18 protein-coding genes are annotated in these 18498 nt (G+C 52.6%); 12 read left to right on the top strand and 6 right to left on the bottom strand.

The window, feature by feature from the left end; translation table 11 throughout:
* Positions 1 to 27 precede the first annotated feature (27 nt).
* A complete protein-coding gene (locus Q7R85_00445; GenBank protein ID MDO8584575.1) occupies positions 28 to 297 on the top strand; it encodes a metalloregulator ArsR/SmtB family transcription factor in 270 nt (89 codons plus the stop codon).
* A gap of 157 nt (positions 298 to 454) precedes the next feature.
* Here Q7R85_00445 and Q7R85_00440 read toward each other — a convergent pair whose 3' ends face one another.
* Positions 455 to 721, bottom strand: a complete 267-nt coding sequence (locus Q7R85_00440) for a hypothetical protein (GenBank protein MDO8584574.1) — start codon at positions 719 to 721, stop codon at positions 455 to 457.
* 222 nt (positions 722 to 943) lie between these two features.
* Positions 944 to 1546, bottom strand: a complete 603-nt coding sequence (locus Q7R85_00435; protein MDO8584573.1) for a hypothetical protein — start codon at positions 1544 to 1546, stop codon at positions 944 to 946.
* A gap of 88 nt (positions 1547 to 1634) precedes the next feature.
* On the opposite strand from Q7R85_00435, the gene Q7R85_00430 reads away from it, so the two are divergent.
* Both Q7R85_00430 and Q7R85_00425 read left to right on the top strand, forming a co-directional pair.
* On the top strand, positions 1635 to 2030 hold the full coding sequence (locus Q7R85_00430; protein ID MDO8584572.1) for a Gmad2 immunoglobulin-like domain-containing protein: 396 nt from the start codon (positions 1635 to 1637) through the stop codon (positions 2028 to 2030).
* Between the two features lie 250 nt (positions 2031 to 2280).
* Complete coding sequence (locus Q7R85_00425; protein MDO8584571.1) at positions 2281 to 2655, top strand: hypothetical protein; 375 nt, start codon at positions 2281 to 2283, stop codon at positions 2653 to 2655.
* Positions 2656 to 2692: 37 nt separating this feature from the next.
* On the opposite strand, the gene Q7R85_00420 is transcribed toward Q7R85_00425, so the two are convergent.
* Positions 2693 to 3235 carry a hypothetical protein gene (locus tag Q7R85_00420; protein MDO8584570.1) on the bottom strand — a complete coding sequence of 181 codons (543 nt, stop codon included), beginning with the start codon at positions 3233 to 3235 and terminating at the stop codon, positions 2693 to 2695.
* A gap of 131 nt (positions 3236 to 3366) precedes the next feature.
* Positions 3367 to 3675 (bottom strand): hypothetical protein, encoded by a 309-nt coding sequence (locus Q7R85_00415; GenBank protein MDO8584569.1) that lies wholly within the window; start codon positions 3673 to 3675, stop codon positions 3367 to 3369.
* 229 nt (positions 3676 to 3904) lie between these two features.
* Here Q7R85_00415 and Q7R85_00410 point away from each other — a divergent pair, with 229 nt between their 5' ends.
* The 4 genes from Q7R85_00410 (at position 3905) to Q7R85_00395 (ending at position 8735) form a co-directional block, all read left to right on the top strand.
* Positions 3905 to 4900, top strand: a complete 996-nt coding sequence (locus tag Q7R85_00410) for a redox-regulated ATPase YchF (GenBank protein MDO8584568.1) — start codon at positions 3905 to 3907, stop codon at positions 4898 to 4900.
* A gap of 598 nt (positions 4901 to 5498) precedes the next feature.
* Positions 5499 to 5729 (top strand): hypothetical protein, encoded by a 231-nt coding sequence (locus Q7R85_00405; GenBank protein MDO8584567.1) that lies wholly within the window; start codon positions 5499 to 5501, stop codon positions 5727 to 5729.
* Between the two features lie 16 nt (positions 5730 to 5745).
* Positions 5746 to 6339, top strand: a complete 594-nt coding sequence (locus Q7R85_00400; GenBank protein MDO8584566.1) for a hypothetical protein — start codon at positions 5746 to 5748, stop codon at positions 6337 to 6339.
* A gap of 38 nt (positions 6340 to 6377) precedes the next feature.
* A complete protein-coding gene (locus Q7R85_00395) occupies positions 6378 to 8735 on the top strand; it encodes a type IV secretion system DNA-binding domain-containing protein (GenBank protein ID MDO8584565.1) in 2358 nt (785 codons plus the stop codon).
* 160 nt (positions 8736 to 8895) lie between these two features.
* Here Q7R85_00395 and Q7R85_00390 read toward each other — a convergent pair whose 3' ends face one another.
* Positions 8896 to 9663, bottom strand: coding sequence for a hypothetical protein (locus Q7R85_00390; GenBank protein MDO8584564.1), 768 nt, complete (start codon positions 9661 to 9663; stop codon positions 8896 to 8898).
* A gap of 34 nt (positions 9664 to 9697) precedes the next feature.
* Positions 9698 to 11008: a UDP-N-acetylmuramate--L-alanine ligase gene (gene murC, locus Q7R85_00385; GenBank protein ID MDO8584563.1), complete on the bottom strand. Its 1311-nt coding sequence runs from the start codon at positions 11006 to 11008 to the stop codon at positions 9698 to 9700.
* A 104-nt stretch (positions 11009 to 11112) separates the two neighbouring features.
* Between murC and Q7R85_00380 the strand changes: the two genes are divergently transcribed.
* The 5 genes from Q7R85_00380 to Q7R85_00360 all read left to right on the top strand — a co-directional run.
* On the top strand, positions 11113 to 12621 hold the full coding sequence (locus Q7R85_00380) for a LamG domain-containing protein (protein ID MDO8584562.1): 1509 nt from the start codon (positions 11113 to 11115) through the stop codon (positions 12619 to 12621).
* Positions 12618 to 13709, top strand: coding sequence for a hypothetical protein (locus tag Q7R85_00375; protein ID MDO8584561.1), 1092 nt, complete (start codon positions 12618 to 12620; stop codon positions 13707 to 13709). The genes Q7R85_00380 and Q7R85_00375 overlap by 4 nt, the downstream gene beginning before the upstream one ends.
* Positions 13710 to 13752: 43 nt before the next feature.
* The gene (locus Q7R85_00370) at positions 13753 to 15036 is read left to right on the top strand and encodes a cohesin domain-containing protein (GenBank protein MDO8584560.1); all 1284 of its coding nucleotides are present in this window, start codon (positions 13753 to 13755) and stop codon (positions 15034 to 15036) included.
* Positions 15029 to 15778, top strand: coding sequence for a hypothetical protein (locus tag Q7R85_00365; protein MDO8584559.1), 750 nt, complete (start codon positions 15029 to 15031; stop codon positions 15776 to 15778). Before Q7R85_00370 ends, Q7R85_00365 begins: the two co-directional genes overlap by 8 nt.
* A 159-nt stretch (positions 15779 to 15937) precedes the next feature.
* On the top strand, positions 15938 to 18498 hold a 2561-nt coding region (locus tag Q7R85_00360; protein ID MDO8584558.1), incomplete at its 3' end, for a hypothetical protein.

The raw sequence follows: 18498 nt of genomic DNA, 5'->3' as shown, positions 1-18498 counted from the left end.
GCGGTGGAATGGTATATAGTGAAACGTATGCAAAATATAAAAAATTTGGAACGCGTACTCAAGGCGCTAGCAAACAAACGTCGCCTTGCGATTGTGGAGTATATCAAGCGACACCAATCGGCGTTCGTTGGCAGTATCGCCGAGGAAATCGATCTTTCACTCAAGGCGACGTCAAAGCATCTTGGCGTATTGAGCGCCGCGAACATCATAGAAAAGACACAGCATAGCTCGCGGGTGTTTTATCGGCTCGCGACACAGCAAGAGCCGGCCGCAAAATATATCATCTCGTTGCTATAGTGGTTGTAATATTTTTCTGTTTATCATTCCACCATTCCCTCCAGAGGCGGGCAGGCGCACGAATGAGCGAATGAGAGTATAACGGTTTTGGCAAAATTAAGACCACCCCGAGTAGCCTAGGGCTACCGCGGGGTGGTGGGTCGAGGGACGGATGGGGCTACTTGTTAGTCGGCTGAGGTATCGGCTCGGATACCGTCGCGCGGAGCCTGATCCACGTTCCCGTGAACAGGAGACCCGCGGGACCTAGGAGAATGTAGAGGATCGCGTAATTGTCCAGTACTTGCGCGATGGGTCCGCAGATCGTCTCCACAAACCGATCCTTGCGGCCGAATGCCGCATGGGTTGCGTGAAGCTGGAGCGAGGTGTGCGCGAAGCCAATGGCGAGCCATCCGAAGATGGAACCGAGGATTATCAGGGTGTCCATCGGATTTTCTCCAACAGGTGATAACCGAATGATTGCCACTTACTGTCGTATATGATAACTGATGGCGGCGCGGATGTCAAACTTATCATTCCACCATTCGCGCGAATGAGGGTATAACGGCGGGAATTTTAATAAGCGATGGATTCCCTGTTTGCGTCTCAAAAGAAGAAGCCCCGCGCCGAGGTGGCGGGGGCTTCGCGGCTGTTTGCGGCTCGCGGGGTTCTACCGCGTGAGGAACAGGAACGTGTCATGCTCGTTCACGCCGAGGGGAATGTTGCCGTTCAGGTAGAACGTGCACCACGGCCCAAGCGTTTCGGCGCTATCTCCGTCGCCGATGGAGAGCAGGATGACGAGGTGTATCAGTGTGAAGGAGAGTCCTTCAAACATTGCTGTCTGGATATTTTGCGACAGTACAGTGCCGTGCGGCAATCCGTGGCTGATTTCCCAGAAGATCGGCCTCGCGAGCCGTTCCTCCAGCATGCACGCCGCGGTGTTTATGACTTCTAGCGCCGAAACGCCGCCGTCGTCATACTCTTCCGCGCGCTCGCGGAGATTGCCCCACTTCCAGACGATGTCGGCAAAGCTGCTGGTCAGCGTGATGTTCGGGTTGTTCTTGATGTCCGCAAGTGTCAGGGCGGCGATGTCGCTGCAGCTCACACCGATCGCTTCAAGAAACGGTCGTGCCGTTGTCTCGAGATGATCAACCGGTGGCGCAAGAAGCATGGGCCGTTCGTGGAAGTGTCGGAGTACCTGGGCAATCTGTACGCCGTTTGGCGTTCCTAGCCGCTCACTCCATTCCACCGCAGGGGTTTCGAGTCCGTTCATAACTTATACTCCCTTCAGATTCATGCAGGCGGGATACTGCCCATAGCATAACAAAACTCTCAAAATTTGTATATAATAAAAATATCTCATGAAAAAGCTACTCATTCTCACTGCGGTTGCGGCGATCGTCTTTATTTTTTTACTGTTGTGGCGTGAGCGGCCGCTGATAGTGATTTTTACTCCGAAAGCCGATGACGTCATTGCAAGCCCGCTTGCATTTTCCGGCAAGGCGCGGGGGTATTGGTTTTTTGAAGCGAGTTTTCCGGTGCGCGTTTTTGACGCGAGCGGGGCGGAGCTTGGCGTTGGTATTGCGCAAGCCGAGGATGAGTGGATGACCGAGGATTTTGTGCCGTTTTCCGGTAGCGTGGAGTTTCGCGCGCCCGGAACGCCAACCGGCAAAGTCGTGTTTCAAAAAGACAACCCGAGCGGTTTGCTGGAACACGATGCGGCGGTGGAGGTGCCGGTGCGGTTTTTGCTGCCGTAAACTTATCCACACCCCCCGTTTGACAACTTGGCGCGTTGGTTCACCATTACAGGTGAGGATAGAGGAACAGAAGGTTCAACCGTAAGGAAGGATCGCGCAGTGCAGCAATGTGCTGCTAGAGAGATCTCAGTCCTCGTGAGGAAGACCGCGCAAGCGGGCTTCTTCATTTTTATATGTCTTTGTCTTATGCTTTTGATACATGTTGCTACGATTTCCAAAAGATGATACTGCTACGCATTGGACGTCGCATGTGAAAAGTAAAATGATCCACTATGGCCTCGGCGAGGGGCGTATTCGGCGCGTGATTAAGAATGGCACGCGGCGCGAGGAGGGAGTCGCGCCGAACACGGTGGCGGTGATGCAGCGGAATGATACGCCGAGGCGCAAGGAGGAAATTTGGGTGATGGTACAGGAGGCAAAAAAGCAACAAAGCAATAAAACAATAAAGCATGGGGACGCAAAACTGGAGGCGCTGCGGGTGTCGCTATGCAAACCAAAAATGACTATCATCAGCGCGTGGAGGTATCCGGGGATAAGTAAGCCCGGCAAGGCAATTCCGATACCGGATGACGTGATGGAGGAGCTTGACCGGATGATCGCGGAGGGAGAGGAGGTGCAGCGATAAATCAAGAAAACAATGAAGCAAGAAAGAAAAGCGGCGATTATTTCGTGCTTCCGCTTACGAGCGTAATATTTGTTTTTTCTCCCAGCCGCATTGCGATGACTGCGAATATCCGGGCGCCTTTTTTTGCTTGCACGGAGCCGCCGCTAGGGATTTTGGTGTTTGATACGATTTCCCAGCCGGCGGATGTTAATGCTTGAGCGAAATAATCGGTGACTTGTTGTACGGAGTCCGTGGTGGTGAGTGAAACGCTGATGCCGGATGTGCCCGACGGATCATTTACCGCCCCTGAGTATGTGATGCTTGCCTTGGGATATGTTGGCGCGTCTGATGGCCAGTTTTTCGGCATCACGCCTCCTGTGGAAAATGTTCCTTGACTGGTTTCAACGGTTGTTGCTCCGCTTGCGTCGGTGTTTACCGTAACATCGCCGCCGGTCTGCGCTTCAAGCGCTTTCTCTACGGCGTTTTTCCCGAAGCGGTTTCCGATCAAACCGGAAATGATCAAAAGCAAAATGACCGCGCCGACGACGTATGTTACTGTTTTTGTTCGTGAACCCACCGGAGTTTGTTGATTGTTGTCCATATATTAATTTTTTAATTAGTGATTTTATTATGGCTGATTGGTCGCAAAAGGAAATGCCCGCGCATCGGAGTGCGATGCGCGGGACCTTTATGGGCGGGGAAGAAGTGGCGGTTTGCCGTTGAAGCCGCGGACTAGATGAACGTGAGCACCGGCTTGTCTCCGTAAAGATCGTCGATCTTGAGGCGGGGAAGCGAACCGGGTTCCATCTCCGGCCATGTTTCAAGGTATGTAGGGGCCATTCCACCTTCCGTGTATGTCGGGTAGAACGGCAGTAGTGTTCCGACGACCGGCGCTTCGTGGTCTTTCGGAAGTGTTTTGGGGTCAACAGCGACTACCTTGAAGCAAAAGCGAACCTCCTCTGCGTCGCCGCCATACCGGTATTCGAGTGTGAGACCCTCACCACTGACTTGCTTTCCGCATTGCGTAAAACAGCGACGCATAATGACTCCTTATGCTGGAACTGCTTTCATGATTGTAGGATGACGGGGAAAATATCGCAAGCGTCAGACGCCTTTTCTTTTGAAAGATTTAGCGGTATAATACTGAATGATGAATCCCGTTAGAAGCCGCGATCGCGCGAGGTTTGCGGTCGCTACTTTTTACTGTACGGTATTCATATTACCAGTAAATAATTTTGCAGAGCGCTGATTGCGATCTGCTTCTAACGGGATGAAACTATCCATCGGCATTGTTGGCCTCCCGAATGTCGGCAAGTCAACGCTGTTCAAAATCCTCACGAAGAATGAGGTGAATATCGCGAATTATCCTTTTTGTACCATTGACCCAAATGTGGGCATTGTTCCTGTTCCCGACGAGCGGGTGGATAAGTTGGTTGCGATGAGTAAATCAAAGAAGCGGGTGCCGGCGATCGTGGAGTTTTATGACATCGCGGGGCTTGTGAAAGGGGCGAGTACGGGTGAAGGATTGGGAAACAAGTTCCTGTCGCACATACGCGAGTGTAGCGCGATTGTGGAGGTGCTGCGGTGCTTCGGCGGCAGCGAAATTATCCACGTGGAGAATACCGTGGATCCGTTGCGCGACATGGACATTATCAACACCGAATTGGTGTTGAAGGATTTGGACACAGTGGCGAAGAGGATGGAGAGCGCCGGCAAGGAAGCGCGCGGAGGGAAAAAGGAAGCTGCGGCGGAGCTTGTGGTGTTGGAGAAAGCAAAAGCGCGGTTGGAAAAAGGCGAGTTGATTTTGGATATGGGGCATGAGCCGGCGATCAGCGGCTTACAGTTGCTTTCCGCGAAGCCGCAGATTTATTTGTTGAATGGCGTGGAGGCGGACGTGCCGCAGGCGCTCAAAGATAAAATTACAGCGCTAGGTGCCTCGTATCTCGTTGTTGATGTGGGTGTGGTTAGTGAAATTCCGGAGTTGGTGCGCGAGGCGTATAAGAGCTTGAACTTGATCAGTTTTTTTACGACGGGCGAAGATGAGACGCGGGCGTGGACGATTGAGCGCGGGATGAAAGCTCCGCAAGCCGCAGGCGTGATTCATACGGATTTTGAGAAGAAGTTTATCCGTATGGAGACGATTAATTGGCAGAAGTTGTTGGAGGCTGTTACGTGGAGCGCGGCGAGGCAGAAGGGGTGGCTACGGCAGGAAGGGAAGGAGTATGTGGTGCAGGATGGAGATGTTGTGGAAATTAAGCACGGGTAGGATTAGGATGCCGCCGCGCTTATTTTTGTCGACGATTTTTTGTGTTTCGCCGCCCCATTCTTTTTCTTACCCGCTCCGCCTCGAATACTAGAGCGGCGCCGCGCTCATTTTCAGCAACGATTTCCGCTCGCGGAAATTCTATTCGTAAAAAATCGCGGAAGTTACCGGAACAAGGCGAACTCAACCTCCGGTCCGATGGCCATCGGACCTGCGGGATTCACACAGCGCCATTGTTCCGACTTCGCGATTTCTTTACTCGTGAATTTCACGCATCGCTCCAATATGTTGCCGAAAATGAGCGCCGCGCCTTTTTGTGGAGCACCATTCTTTGGAGGTAGGAGTGATGATAAGGTAGGCGTTGCACGCCTTTGATTTTAAGCATTTTTTGATGTTAAAAAAGAAGATAAATCCTATGTTTTTTAACGGCTCAACAGCGCACTGCCGTTGAGCCGTTTACGGTTTTTAGCGTTGTGCTTGCGGGAGAGCGCGCACTAACATTACTCCACTAATACGCGGCCGCGTAATGGTGGAGTATAAATGCTTGACTTTTGCTTAGATAGAGCGTATAATGAATGTGTTCGTTTTGGAGGAGTTAGCCATGGCGGAGATCCTGGAAGGTCCGAAGGAGTGGAGCAAGAAGTTGACCTGCAAGCATCCGGACTGTGCTGCGGTCTACTGCGTGAAGGCGGAAGACGTGAAGGAGGTCGGGGGCTTGGAAGGATTCCTCGAGTATCACGTTGCCTGTCCTTCGTGCGAAACCGATGTGAGGTTGGAGAACACGCCTCCGGTTGCGATTGAGGCGGCCAGGAACAGGAAGAAGCTGGGGTAGCACAGGCCAGACGCGAATGCCAGCCGTTCCCGATGGGGCGGCTGGTTTTCTTTTTAATGTATTCCTTCGACAGGCTCAGGAAATAAGGAGAGTGAGATTGCCACAGCCGACCGCGGTCGGCTTCGCAATGACGGACGATAATGTAAGATTGCTTCGTCGGCCGATGGCTGTCGGTCTCCTCGCAATGACAAGGATGCGCTATAATAAAACGATGGAACAAAAGTTTGATGAACATGGTAGCTTAGAGGCGGATATGAAGCGGCTTGCGGTGGAGGTGGAGCGGCAAAAAGAAATTGAAAGCCGCGAGGTGATTAAGGCCGCGTTGGGCGCAAAAATCCGCGAGGGAGAACCGGCGGGCGGGGCGGGGCATGAGGCGGCGGCATCGGCCGGCGCGTCACCGCTTCCAGCGTATTCCGACGACGCGACTCCCGAGATGCGGTTGAAGGTTGAGCAGTTGGTGGACGTTGCGTGGCACAAGGGTATTGACGCGGCGGTTGCGGAGGCGCGGGCGCTCGCAAAGCAAAAAGACGGTCCGGCGCTTTTGGATATGTTCCACGATGCGTTGACGGGAAAGTTGCATGAGGAGATGGTCAGACGCGGGTTGCTTTAATGTATCCCTTCGACAAGCTCAGGGAATAAGTACCATATATGGTTTCTCCTTTGACATTCAGTATCATATTCGCGGCGGTTGGCGCTACGATAGTCGGGGGTTATTTTCTTCGGCGGTATTTGCGTCATCAGCGACTGGCGCAGGCGCTGAACCGCCGACTGCTCTTGGTGCGGTTGCCGGTGCGCGCGACGGAAGAGCACAAAGGAACGACCGCTGATCCGTTGAACGAAATTGCGCTTACGTCGCAGCTCCTGTCGTTGCTCGTAAAACCGGACGCGCCTGCGGTATTTGAAATCGCGGTGCATAATGTTGGCGAGGAAATTGTGTTTTATATCGCGGTGGAGCGGCCATACGCGGAGTTTGCCGCTCGGCAAATTCAGGGACTGTGGCCGCAATCGCAGGTGGACACCGTGCATGAGGACTACACCATTTTTAACCCGCAGGGCGAGGTGGTTGCCGCGTACGTGAAACTCAAAAAGCATTACGCGTTGCCGGTGCGCACGTACGCCGAGGCGAAAGTGGACACGTTCGCGCCTCTCCTCAGTAACTTCTCAAAAATGAACACGGTGGGCGAGGGGATTGCCCTGCAGGTTGTTGTGGCAGCAGCGCCGCGCGGAACAAAGTCAAAAATCTCGCATTTTATTTCAAAACTCAAAAAAGGAGAAAAGCTGGAGCACGTGTTGCATGCGCGCATTGAATTGCCGCTTTCCAAAGCGGACAGAGAAAAAAAGGATAAAGAACAAAAGATTATTGACGAGGATGCGATTAAGGCGCTGGATCAAAAAATCAGCAAGCCTTTGTTTAGCGTGAATGTGCGGTTGATTGCTTCGGCGCCGACGCCATACCGTGCTTCTGAATTATTGGAGGGACTCAGCGGATCATTCGCGCAGTTTTATTCGCCGCAGCGCAACGAGTTTCAGGTGAAACAATATAGTGACACGCGCAAGGCCATTTATAAATATATTTTTCGCGAATATGACTCTAGTGAGGCGATGATACTTTCCTCCGATGAACTCGCGAGTATTTTTCATTTCCCGATTGCGACGACGGACATTCCGCGCGTGAAGGCCGTGAAGGCGCGCGAGGCGGCTCCTCCGTCGGCGCTTCCTAAGGGTGGCACGCTTATCGGCGAAAGTTTGTATCGCGGCGAGCGCAAGCCGATTTATATTACCGATGAGGATCGGCGGCGGCATGTGTATGTTGTCGGTCAGACCGGCACGGGTAAATCTAACCTGCTCGTCAATATGGTGCGGGCGGACATCGCCGCCGGGAAAGGCGCGGCAATCATAGATCCGCATGGAGATTTGGTGGACGCGATTCTCGCGGCAATTCCGCCGGAGCGTTATGACGACGTGATTGTGTTTGACCCGGGCGACCGGATGTATCCGCTGGGCTTAAATATGCTGGAATATGACCCGAATTATCCGGAGCAAAAGACGTTTATTGTGAATGAAATGCAGGGTATTTTCAATAAACTTTTTTCGCAAGAAACAATGGGCCCGATGTTTGAGCAGTATATGCGGAACGCCTTACTGCTCCTGATGGAAGACGCGGAGAACGAACCGGCAACGCTGATGGAGGTGCCGCGTATTTTTACGGACGTGGAGTTCCGGAAACGAAAACTCGCGCGGATTCACAACCCTACGGTAATTGATTTCTGGGAGAAAGAGGCGGTGAAAGCCGGCGGCGAAGCGTCGCTTGCCAACATGACGCCGTATATCACTTCCAAGTTCAACAACTTCATCGCGAACGATTACGTGCGCCCGATTATCGGTCAGCGGAAGTCGGCGTTCAATTTCCGCAAAGTGATGGACGAAGGGAAAATTTTGCTCGTGAACCTCGCGAAGGGGCGCATCGGCGACATTAACGCCGGACTTTTGGGTATGGTGATCGTGGGGAAGCTTTTGATGGCATCATTATCGCGCGTGGATGTGCCGGAGCCGAAGCGGCGCGATTTTTATCTTTACATTGATGAGTTCCAAAACTTTACGACGGATTCCATCGCCACCATTCTTTCCGAGGCGCGCAAATATCACCTAGACCTCGTTGTTGCGCACCAGTTTATCGCGCAACTGCAGGAGAAAATCCGCGACGCGGTGTTCGGCAACGTCGGGTCTTTAGTCGTGTTCCGCGTGGGAGCGGCGGATGCCGAGTTTCTCGTGAAGCAGTTTGAGCCGACGTTTACGAAAGGCGACCTTATCAACATTGATAACTACAACGCGTACGCGAAGCTCCTGATTGGCGGGCAGACAGCGCCTCCCTTTAACATCCAAACCATCCGCGCGTCCAGGGACCAAGAGGATTCGCTGCATATTCTTCGCGAGCAATCCCGCAAGCGTTACGGAGGGGATTTGCGGGCAATCGAAGAAGACATTATGAAGCGGCTGAGGGGATAGCGTTCATAGTAGCCCTTCGACAAGCTCAGGGAATAAAATTTCTGAATATCGTAGCCCTTCGACTACGGCGCTTGCTAGCGCCTCCGCTCAGGGAATAAAAATTTTAGTTCCTGAGTTGATCGAAGGACAACCTTAATGAAATATGAGAAATTTACATCGGCTAACAATAGCCAATTTTCTTTAACCAGCTCTCGTTCTCCCACTCCCAGAGTTTTTTGGCGCCCAAAAATCCTTCAAAATCTGCTTTCCAAAATGGCATTTCTTTAAGTTCGGGAACGCCGGTTAGGGGGCCCCAGTCGTGATCGTTTTCCGCGCAGAGCACGTGGTTGCCGCGGCGGATTTTTTCGCGTCCTCCTTTGGGCCGGAGGGTTGCGTTGCAACGGAAGCACGTTTTATTTTGGTCAATGCGGAAGATCCAGCGCGTGTTCAAGTTTTTTATTTCCGGTGTCAGCGCCGCCATGTATGCCGAGGTTTGGAGGTTGTAGTCGCGGTAAATTGCCTGCGAGGTTTTGATGTCCAGCACGCCGAGCTGGCCGTTGATTAAGGCAATCGCGTCAATCGTTCCCGCGTAGCGCGCGTCTTTGTTGCAAATGCGTTTTTCAATATATGCCGCGTCAAATTGTATGCCGTGTTCCTCTACGAATTTCATGGCGCCCTCCACCGCGGGGCGGATAGAGGGATCAATCGGGGGATGTTCGCCGACTAATAATTTCTGTACGGTTTCGTGGACGAGCGTGCCTTCTTTCGCGGAGAGTTCGGTTGCTTCTTGTGCGGCTTTGTAGCTTTTGGCTTCGCCGTAGTAATAATAGAGCGCGGGCTTTGACTTGATGTCAAGAATTTTCGTCACGCGCGGATACCACAAGCCGTCAATGGTGTAACCACATTTTTCCCTAAACTGATCTTCGTCTTTGTAATCAAATAAGCTCATATAGGACAAATAGGACTCATAAGACCAATAGGACTTATTGGATTAACTTGTCGCTCCACTCATTGATGCTTCCCGCGCCCATCATGATGACGATAGTTTCTTTATTCTGAACGCGCAAGTCGGCAAGAATTTTTTTGAGCGCGGAAACCGACGTTGCGACAGCGATATTTTTTCCGGAACGCTTTTCAATCGCGAGCGCTAATTTTTCGGATGAGACGGACGCAGATCCGGCATCTCGGCCGGCGACGGCGTACAGGGGGAGTAGGACGACATCGTCGGCCGAGTCAAACGCGCCGACAAAATCTTTGAACAGTAACTTCAACCGTTCGCGCTGATGCGGTTGGAAGACGCAAATGATTTTCCGATTAGGGAATTTTTCGCGGAATCCCGCGAGCGTCGCTTTGATTTCGGTGGGGTGATGGCCGTAGTCGTCGTAGACATCACTCCCTAGGAAACGCCCTCGGAATTCGCTGCGGCGCCACGCACCGGTATAGTGAGAAATTGCTGATAAAATGACGCTTTTTTTGATACCGAGGGCACGGCAGAGCGTGTAGGCACCGGTCGCGTCCGACCAGTTGTGCTCGCCCGGAATTTGCATCACTTTTTTGATTGCGTCCGCTTCCTTACTTTTGATCGTATACCACACAAGCGGACGCTTGATGCGCTTTCGGAGCGCGAATAAATTTTTGTCGTCCTTGTTCAGCACCACGAGACCATAGGGATGCACGTTTTCCAAAAATCGGACGAATGCTTTTTTTATAGCGGTAAAGTTTTTGTAAAAATCCAAATGCTCGCGATCAATGTTTGTGACCAGTGCCGCGAACGGGAAGTAATTCAGAAATGACGCCTTCCATTCGTCCGCTTCAATGACGAGGTGATCACTTCCGCCACGGCGGAAATTTCGGTTGCCGAATTCTTTGAGTTTGGTGCCGACGATGACTGTGGGATCCATTTTTGCGCGCTGCATGATAAGCGCGACCATTGAGGTCGTGGTGCTTTTGCCGTGCGCGCCGGCGATGGCTATTGTCCTATAAATTTTTGTGAGCTCGCCCAATGCCTGCGGATACGTGGAGACGGGAATGCCGAGTTCTTTGGCGCGTACGAGTTCGGGATTGTCATCGCGAATGGCTTGGTTGTAGATGATGCGTGTGATTTTTTTAGACATGCGTTTCTCGTCGTGCGCGCCGATGGCAACGGCAATGCCCTCGCGTGCGAGTTCATCCGTCGTGGAGCTTTTGGTAAGGTCGGAACCGGCAACGTCGTAGCCGTTCGCGCGGAACCAGCGCGCCAGGGCGCTGATGCCGATGCCGCCGATGCCGATGAAGTAGACGAGTGATTTTTGCATCTCATTTATGCTAGCAAATCACGACTTCTTTGAGAAGAAGCTCGCATGAGTGTTATACTGAATAATAAACCCGCATTGTGCTGACGGGTTAGATAATATTATTTATGTACGGCCGTCAAAAAAAAATAATTATTGCCGCCACTGTACTCGGTATTTTTAGCGCCGGGTTTTATTGGCGCCAGCCGTTGGCGGAAGCGACGATGAAATTATTGAAGGTGGCGCAGGGGATTGTGCGTATTCGCTCATCGCCGAAAAATGGCTTAGTTGGTCATTGGAATTTTGATGAGTGTGATACGTGCACCACGACCACCGATAGGAGCGGCAACAACAACGCCGGAACAATGTACGACAATGTTACGGTGGCAAATCTTCATACTGCTTCTGGTAGGGTGGGCAACGCAGCTAGTTTTGATGGTAGTAACGATTACATTGCCCTTACGCAATCCGCGACGCTCAAGCCTACTACTGCTTTTACGGTATCGGCTTGGGTTAAGCGTACCGCGAATATGGTGACATGGAGCGGCATTTTTGCTTCACCGGAAGCATCTAACTCAACTGGCGGATTTTTCTTGACGGGTCTTTCCACGAATGTCATCCGTCTTTATATATTTAACGGCGTCTGGGTAACGGCGGATTCAAAAACTGTTCTCGCCGCAAATCAATGGTATCATGTCGCCGCAACATGGACTGGGTCATTTATGAATGTATATATAAATGGCATTCTTGACATGACCCCTGTGGCGAATTCAGGTATTGGTTATGGCACTACGGCTCGAAACGCCGAGATCGGCAGGTATTCTGCATACGGTAATTTTCCAGGCCCTATAGACGATGTCCGTATCTACAACCGCGCATTAAGCGTTGACGAGATTAAGCGCCTTTATGAAGAGGGAAGTTATCGCACAACAATTAACGCGAACCAAAATAGCAGTTTCAACAATGGACTCGTCGGTATGTGGTCGTTTAATGGGCCGGATGTGAATTGGGCAAGCGCTAGCGCGGAGATATTAGATAAGTCGGGGAATGGGAATAATGGAGATGCTGTCGGACTTACAAACAAAAGCGTGCGAGCTGGGGTTGTGGGCCAGGCGCTTTCGTTTAATGGGAGCAGTGATTATGTTGCCGTCCCCGCGAGTTCATCATTATCTCTCGGAACCACAATGACTATTTCGATGTGGTTTAATCGTCGTTCAACAACTGGTCTTCAGGCGCTTGCGTCAAGTAATAAATATTCTGCAGTCGGGTTTAATGGGAACTGGATATTGCGTATCACGAGCGGAACCGTCCTTGATTTTGTGTCGTACGATGGCCAAAGTAATCAAGAGTGGGGGCAGTTCGCTTTCACGATAAATAATAATGTTTGGAATCACGTCGTCGTATCTATTAATGGATCAACCGTAACGGCGTATCTTAACGGCGCTCCATCGGTAAGCGGAACTTTTGCTCACACGAAAGCGTTGATTGATGCAGGGGTGAGCGGGATGAGAATTGGTGATGATCTGAATTGGAGCAACGTGCCTTTTAACGGCCAAATTGACGACGTCCGCATCTACAACCGCGCATTGAATGCGACAGAAATTAATGAGCTTTATCTGTCTTCCGCAAGACAATGAGTATCATAACTCGCAAAGCAAGCTTAATCTATGTAGCGGGTTTAATTTCCGCCATTCTCCTTTTCGCACCACCCGCGTTTGCGCAAGAATTTACGTCGTCAAATTTTCGTATCTCCGCGCCGGTTATTGCGGTGCCGGGCGGATATGGAGCATCATCAAACTTTCAGTTGTATGGCGCGCTGCAGCAGCCGGCCATCGGCGAAAGTACGATAACAAATTTTGACGTGAAGGGTGGATTTCTGTATTACCCGTACGTGAATGCGCCGGTTGCTACCGCCGCTGCGGGTGATGCCCAAGTGACAGTGACATGGACGGCATCGGTGGGCGCACTCGGTTGGACGGTCGGGGGTTATAACGTGGGACGAAGCACGACTGCCGGAAGCGGTTATGCGTATACCTCGGTCGGCAACGTGCTTACGACGACCGTCACCGGACTCACGAACGGCACGACATATTATTTTGTCGTGCGCGCCGAGGATGCATTTAGTAATTCCATCGTAACGTCAAATGAGGTTTCTGCGACGCCGGCAGGGACTGGCGGCGGTGATGAGGGTGGAGGCGGAGGAGGAGGCAATGGGAATGGTCCGCCGGGCCCCGCGCCGCAGCCGTTGTATCAGCAGATTATCGAGTTCATTCTCGGCAAGCCCGAGCCGGCGCCACCATCGGCTTTGCCGGGATGCGACGCCGGAACGCGTTCTGACTTTAACTGCGACACCGACATAAATCTGAGCGATTTCAGCATACTGCTCTCGCAGCCCAAATTAATTACCGGAAAAGCACTAAGCCTCCTTTTTGCTAATTGGACCGCACCGTTGCCGATTCCGCGTCCTGACGCCGCGTTGCCGCGCGCGTTGTATGAAACATCTCCGTTGAACGCCTTCGCGCAGGCATCAAACATTCTTGCGCCGCAAGCGACGGGGCCGGTGCTGGCGCCGACGACGTCGACGAGAGCACTCTCTGTTTTTTGGTTTATGCGCTTATTGTTTATTCTTTTGCTTCTTTTGCTGCTGTTCACGGCATTACTTTGGATGGTTATTTTTGAATTTTGGCCGGCTATGCGGTTTTTGTTCCGTCGCCGCGAGCGTTGATTGCGAGTTGAGTTGTTATGATGAGTAGTGGGGATCAGGTCTTATGTTAAACCGCACATTGTACAATTTTTCTTTCGCGGCAATGTTATCCCTCGTGTTTGCATTTCCCGCGCACGCGGCGGTGTTACGGTTGAGCCCCGCGGCAGGGACATTTATTCTCGGCAGTACGTTTGACGTGTCCGTAATGTTGAATACCGAAGGCGTGGCCGCGAACACCGTGGAAGCAGAGCTGCATTTTCCGCCGGAAAAATTACAGATCGCGAATCCATCGCTTGGAAAATCCATCGTGCAGATTTGGGCGAGTCCGCCGACGTTTTCCAATCAGGAAGGAAAAATTTATTTCATCGGCGGAATCCCCACTCCGGGCGTAAATATTTCCGAGGGCGTGGTGCAGTCGTTTACGTTCCGCGTGGTGGCACCCGGAGAAGCAAAAATTTCGTTTGGAAAAAATACATCAGTGCTCGCGAACGACGGACTTGGTACAAATATTTTGAAACAAACTTCGCCGGCTCTTTTTAGGTTGCTCCTGCCGCCCGCGCGGGGGCCCGAAGTATTTTCACCGACGCATCCGGAGCAGGGGAAATGGTACAACGATCCTAACCCGACGCTGAAGTGGACGGTGATTCCGAGTTCGCAGGGGTTCAGCTACCGTCTTGATCATAGTCCCATTTCCTCGCCCGACACCGCGGTGCGGACTGGAGACGCGGAGGTGACGTTCAGTGACCTTGAAAGCGGGAGCTGGTATTTTCATGTGCGCGAAAAAGCGGGAGGGAGCTGGGGAGGCACTTCGCACTATGCGTTGAACATTGATACGCAACCGCCGGCGGCATTTGGCGTTGATGTTTCGCCGTCGCTTCGCACCACCGAGCCGCGCCCGATTTTACGATTTTTCACCACCGACGCGCGGTCGGGATTTGACCACATTGAAGTGAAGATGGTGCCCTTGAGTACCGGGCCGGGTGACTCGTCCTTTTTCTTTGAGGCCTCAAGTCCGTACCAACTTTCAGGTTTGAAACCCGGACGCTATGAGGTGGTGGTGCGCGCGTATGACAAGGCCGGTAATTTCCGCGACGAGTCGGTGACGCTGACACTCTTATCTTCGCGGTTCCAGATTTTCGGTCCCGAGGGCATGGACATGTTTTTCGTTTTCGTTCCGTGGACAATTTTGTTGCCCATCGTACTCGGACTCACGCTGTTTTTCGCGATCGTGCTTGTATTCCTTTGGGTGCGGCACCGTCACCACCTTACGCACGCGTTTTGGGAGGACGTGAAGAACATCGGGCGCGATAAATATCGGTCACAAGGCGACGACAATCGGCATGATTAAAGCACTATTTATCATAGGTTTTATACGGTTTTTCTTGCTTTTTGCGATGCTCATTCCCGGCGCGGTTTTTGCGGCTGTGGCCCCCGTCGCGCCGCCGGTCCAGGACCTTGGCGAGCCATATATCTCCATCAGTCCAGATTATTTTTATCCGTTGGAGGAGGTGCTCTACATCGAGGGACGGGGAGATCCGAGGGCGGTGGTGACGGTTACGCTGCGTGCGGACAATCAGCCACCGGTGAAGTTTACCGCGGTACCGGATTCCACCGGCGAGTGGGTGGTCGCGGAAAAAACATATTTGCGCGGAGGGAATTGGGAAGTGCGCGCGAGGCAGTCTGTTGGCGCTATCATTTCCGACTGGTCCAACCCGCGCATCATCAGGTCCGTGGTCACCGGCGTTAACGTGTTCGGTTTGCGCATCCGGTACGTGGTGATCGCGGGAGTCATCTTCGCGTTCTTATCCATCCTCGGTGTCGTGCTGTTATATTTCCGGAAAAAAATTAAAACATTGCGGCGCGGATTGATGGAGAAACAGTTGCAAGCAGCCGAGGAACGTTTTGATCATGGGTTCGCGGAAATTCGAAAAGAACTGATGGACCAGCTGCGCGACTTGGCGCAGAGCGCGAAGCGCCGCGCGCTCACGACGAAAGAAATTGAGCAGCGCGACCGTGTACTCGCGGAAATTGAAAAATTGGAGCACGAATTGCATCACGACATCGGAAATATTGAGAAGGGGATGGAGTGAAAAATCGGCAATAAATTCCCTAAAATCCCGCCTCGGCGGGGTTTTTGTTTTGTGCGGACTTTTCCACAGTTTTTCTTAAAAATTACCTGTATCCATTTGCTATAATAATGATATAGAGAAGAAACGAGGTTTTGCTGGAGAAAATAAGCTTGGTCGCTTATGAGATTGTTCCTGTTTTTTTATAAGAAAGTTCGTGCGCGATCGATACATCTTGCGGTGGTTTTTGTTGCCATCGCTTTTTTGTTTTCAGGTGCCGTTGCCTCTGCCGCCGGTGTGCCGCAAATCTTTAGCTATCAGGGACGGTTGCTTGATGAGGACGGTAATTTGCTTGGCGGTAGCGGTACGACCTATTACTTCAAGTTCTCAATTTGGACGAGCGCGACCGTCGGCGCCGGAGGACGCGTGTGGCCGGCATCCGCGCCGGGTACGGTCAGCACAACTGTGCGGCAGGGTGTCTTCAACGTGAATATCGGCGACATCGCGAACAGCTATCCTGACGCATTGGATTTTAATTTCAACAACGCGACCACAACGATCTATTTGCAAGTTGAAGCATCGTCCGACAATTCTACGTTTGAAACTCTTTCACCGCGGCAGCAGATTTCCTCGGCGGTATTCGCCGAGCTTGCAGCTGCTGTTTCTGGAACCGGATCGTCAGCGTTTGGCACCACGACGCCGGTGGGAGGCACGGTGGTCACCATCGAGGCGTCGTCTACCAGCGCCATGCCGCTCTTGCTGCGAGGAGCAACAAGCCAAACCGCGGATCTTCTTCGGATTCAAAACTCCGCAACGTCAAACTTATTATTTGTGAACGCCACCGGGGGGCTCTTTGCGTCGTCAACTTTGCAGGTCACGGGAGACGCCGTTTTTTACGGGAGTTTACTTGTGAATAATGCGACTTCCACTATCACGAATTTGACGATGATTTCGGCAACCACGACGAATCTCGTTGTTTCCGGCACTGCTTCCACCACTGCGCTGATTGCTTCCACTCCGATTACAGTGAATGGCGCCGGCACCTCCACGTTTGCCGGAGGACTTCAGGCGTTGGCGCTGAATGTCACTTCGTCATCTGCCACCTCTACCTTCGCGAACGGCATCGATCTTACCGGCGGCTGTTTCCGCGTCAATGGTTCATGTGTCGGTAGTGGTTCGGGCGCAGTGTCCTCGGTTGCAAATTCCGACGGCAGTCTCACGATTTCACCCACCACCGGTGACGTCGTTGCTTCGTTGAATCTTAACAACGCCAACACATGGAGAGCATTGCAGCAATTCGCAAATGCCTCCACCACGCAATTCACGGCGACGAGTAGCGTGTACCTCGCGACACTCGGCGGAAGCGTCGGAGTTGCGACGACATCGCCCGGCGCGACACTCGGCGTGCAGGGCAATTTGCTTGTTTCCGGAAATGTCACTGCGGCAAATGTAACTGCTACCGGAACGCTCACGATGGGTAACCTCGCGGTGTCCGGATCCTCCACGATCGACGGCTTGTATGTGCGGAATGCGACAACCACTTTTGCCACAACCACCAATCAGGTCATCACCGGAAGTTTGCTCGCCAACACCGGCAGTTCCACCATCACCAACCTCACCACCACCAACGCGACGGCGACGGTGCTCACGGTTTCAAGCATCGCCTCCACTTCGGCGTTGGTGGTCTCCACGGGATTGACGGTGAATGCCGCCGGCACCTCTACTTTCGCGGGAGGAGTCAGCGCGTACGGTCTCGCTTCTGCGAACGGGTTGACGATTTCTTCCGGCGACTTCCTTGCTTCTTCGGTCTTGGCTATTCTTCGATATCTCGGCGTTTCAACCACTTCTCCATCCGCAACTCTCGCGGTGCAGGGGAATCTGCTCATCTCAGGTGACATCACCTCGGTCGCCAATATTACCGCGACCGGAACGCTTGCTTCCGCGAATCTCGCGGCTACGGGATCATCTACCATCGACAGTTTGTATGTGCGGAACGCGACGACAACTTTTGCCACAACTACAATGCTCGCGGTGACTGATCTCGCATCCACTTCGCGACTCGTGGTTTCATCGTCATCTACGCTCGGGACTGTGAATTCGGGTATTTGGCGCGGTACGCCCGTCGGTGAAACATTCGGCGGCACGGGGCAGAATGCGTATTCAACGGGAGACATTCTTTATGCCAGCGCCGATAATACGTTAACGCGGTTGACTGCGGGTGGCAGCGGCACTGTTTTGAAGATTTCCGGTGGCGTGCCGGTGTGGGGGACGGACTCAACGAGCAGCGGTTCCGGGACAAGTCCGTTTGCGACGACAAGTGATAGTCTTGCGATCGTGGAGGTTGATACGTCGGACGTTTTGGTTATCGGCGCGACCGCGACGACAGAGGTCGGATTTATTTTTGAGATCGGCGGGCTGACTCCGCGCGCGAAAATTCCGTACGCGTCAAGCACTGCAATCACTGTTTCTTCGCTCGCTTCTACTTCTCAATTGATCGTCTCCACCGCTTTCACCTCTAACGTTGCCGGTACCTCCACTTTTGCTGGAGGCGTTTCCACGTATGGCCTGGCCTCCGGCAATGGCTTGACTATCACCGGTGGCTCCCTCACCAACACCGACGCCGCCACCTCCACCTTCGTGGGAGGCATCAGCGTCGGCGGTATCTCCACCTCTGAAGGATTGACCATCACCGGCGGAGGACTGGTTGTTGATGTGATCACCGCCACAAATCTTGCCGTCACTGG

The organism is bacterium (assembly GCA_030649055.1).
Lineage (GTDB): Bacteria > Patescibacteriota > Minisyncoccia > UBA6257 > JAUSGH01 > JAUSGH01.
Note: the sequence above shows the minus strand (reverse complement) of the source record. Positions and strands in the feature narration are given on the sequence as shown.

What these genes read in the sequence shown, in the direction of transcription:
- murC (MDO8584563.1), bottom strand. Translation starts at nt 11,008, where the DNA reads ATGCAAAAATCACTCGTCTACTTCATCGGCATCGGCGGCATCGGCATC.
- Q7R85_00415 (MDO8584569.1), bottom strand. Translation starts at nt 3,675, where the DNA reads ATGCGTCGCTGTTTTACGCAATGCGGAAAGCAAGTCAGTGGTGAGGGT.
- Q7R85_00435 (MDO8584573.1), bottom strand. Translation starts at nt 1,546, where the DNA reads ATGAACGGACTCGAAACCCCTGCGGTGGAATGGAGTGAGCGGCTAGGA.
- Q7R85_00370 (MDO8584560.1), top strand. Translation starts at nt 13,753, where the DNA reads ATGTTAAACCGCACATTGTACAATTTTTCTTTCGCGGCAATGTTATCC.
- Q7R85_00390 (MDO8584564.1), bottom strand. Translation starts at nt 9,663, where the DNA reads ATGAGCTTATTTGATTACAAAGACGAAGATCAGTTTAGGGAAAAATGT.
- Q7R85_00445 (MDO8584575.1), top strand. Translation starts at nt 28, where the DNA reads ATGCAAAATATAAAAAATTTGGAACGCGTACTCAAGGCGCTAGCAAAC.
- Q7R85_00430 (MDO8584572.1), top strand. Translation starts at nt 1,635, where the DNA reads ATGAAAAAGCTACTCATTCTCACTGCGGTTGCGGCGATCGTCTTTATT.
- Q7R85_00420 (MDO8584570.1), bottom strand. Translation starts at nt 3,235, where the DNA reads ATGGACAACAATCAACAAACTCCGGTGGGTTCACGAACAAAAACAGTA.
- Q7R85_00440 (MDO8584574.1), bottom strand. Translation starts at nt 721, where the DNA reads ATGGACACCCTGATAATCCTCGGTTCCATCTTCGGATGGCTCGCCATT.
- Q7R85_00365 (MDO8584559.1), top strand. Translation starts at nt 15,029, where the DNA reads ATGATTAAAGCACTATTTATCATAGGTTTTATACGGTTTTTCTTGCTT.
- Q7R85_00410 (MDO8584568.1), top strand. Translation starts at nt 3,905, where the DNA reads ATGAAACTATCCATCGGCATTGTTGGCCTCCCGAATGTCGGCAAGTCA.
- Q7R85_00405 (MDO8584567.1), top strand. Translation starts at nt 5,499, where the DNA reads ATGGCGGAGATCCTGGAAGGTCCGAAGGAGTGGAGCAAGAAGTTGACC.
- Q7R85_00400 (MDO8584566.1), top strand. Translation starts at nt 5,746, where the DNA reads ATGCCAGCCGTTCCCGATGGGGCGGCTGGTTTTCTTTTTAATGTATTC.
- Q7R85_00375 (MDO8584561.1), top strand. Translation starts at nt 12,618, where the DNA reads ATGAGTATCATAACTCGCAAAGCAAGCTTAATCTATGTAGCGGGTTTA.
- Q7R85_00380 (MDO8584562.1), top strand. Translation starts at nt 11,113, where the DNA reads ATGTACGGCCGTCAAAAAAAAATAATTATTGCCGCCACTGTACTCGGT.
- Q7R85_00395 (MDO8584565.1), top strand. Translation starts at nt 6,378, where the DNA reads ATGGTTTCTCCTTTGACATTCAGTATCATATTCGCGGCGGTTGGCGCT.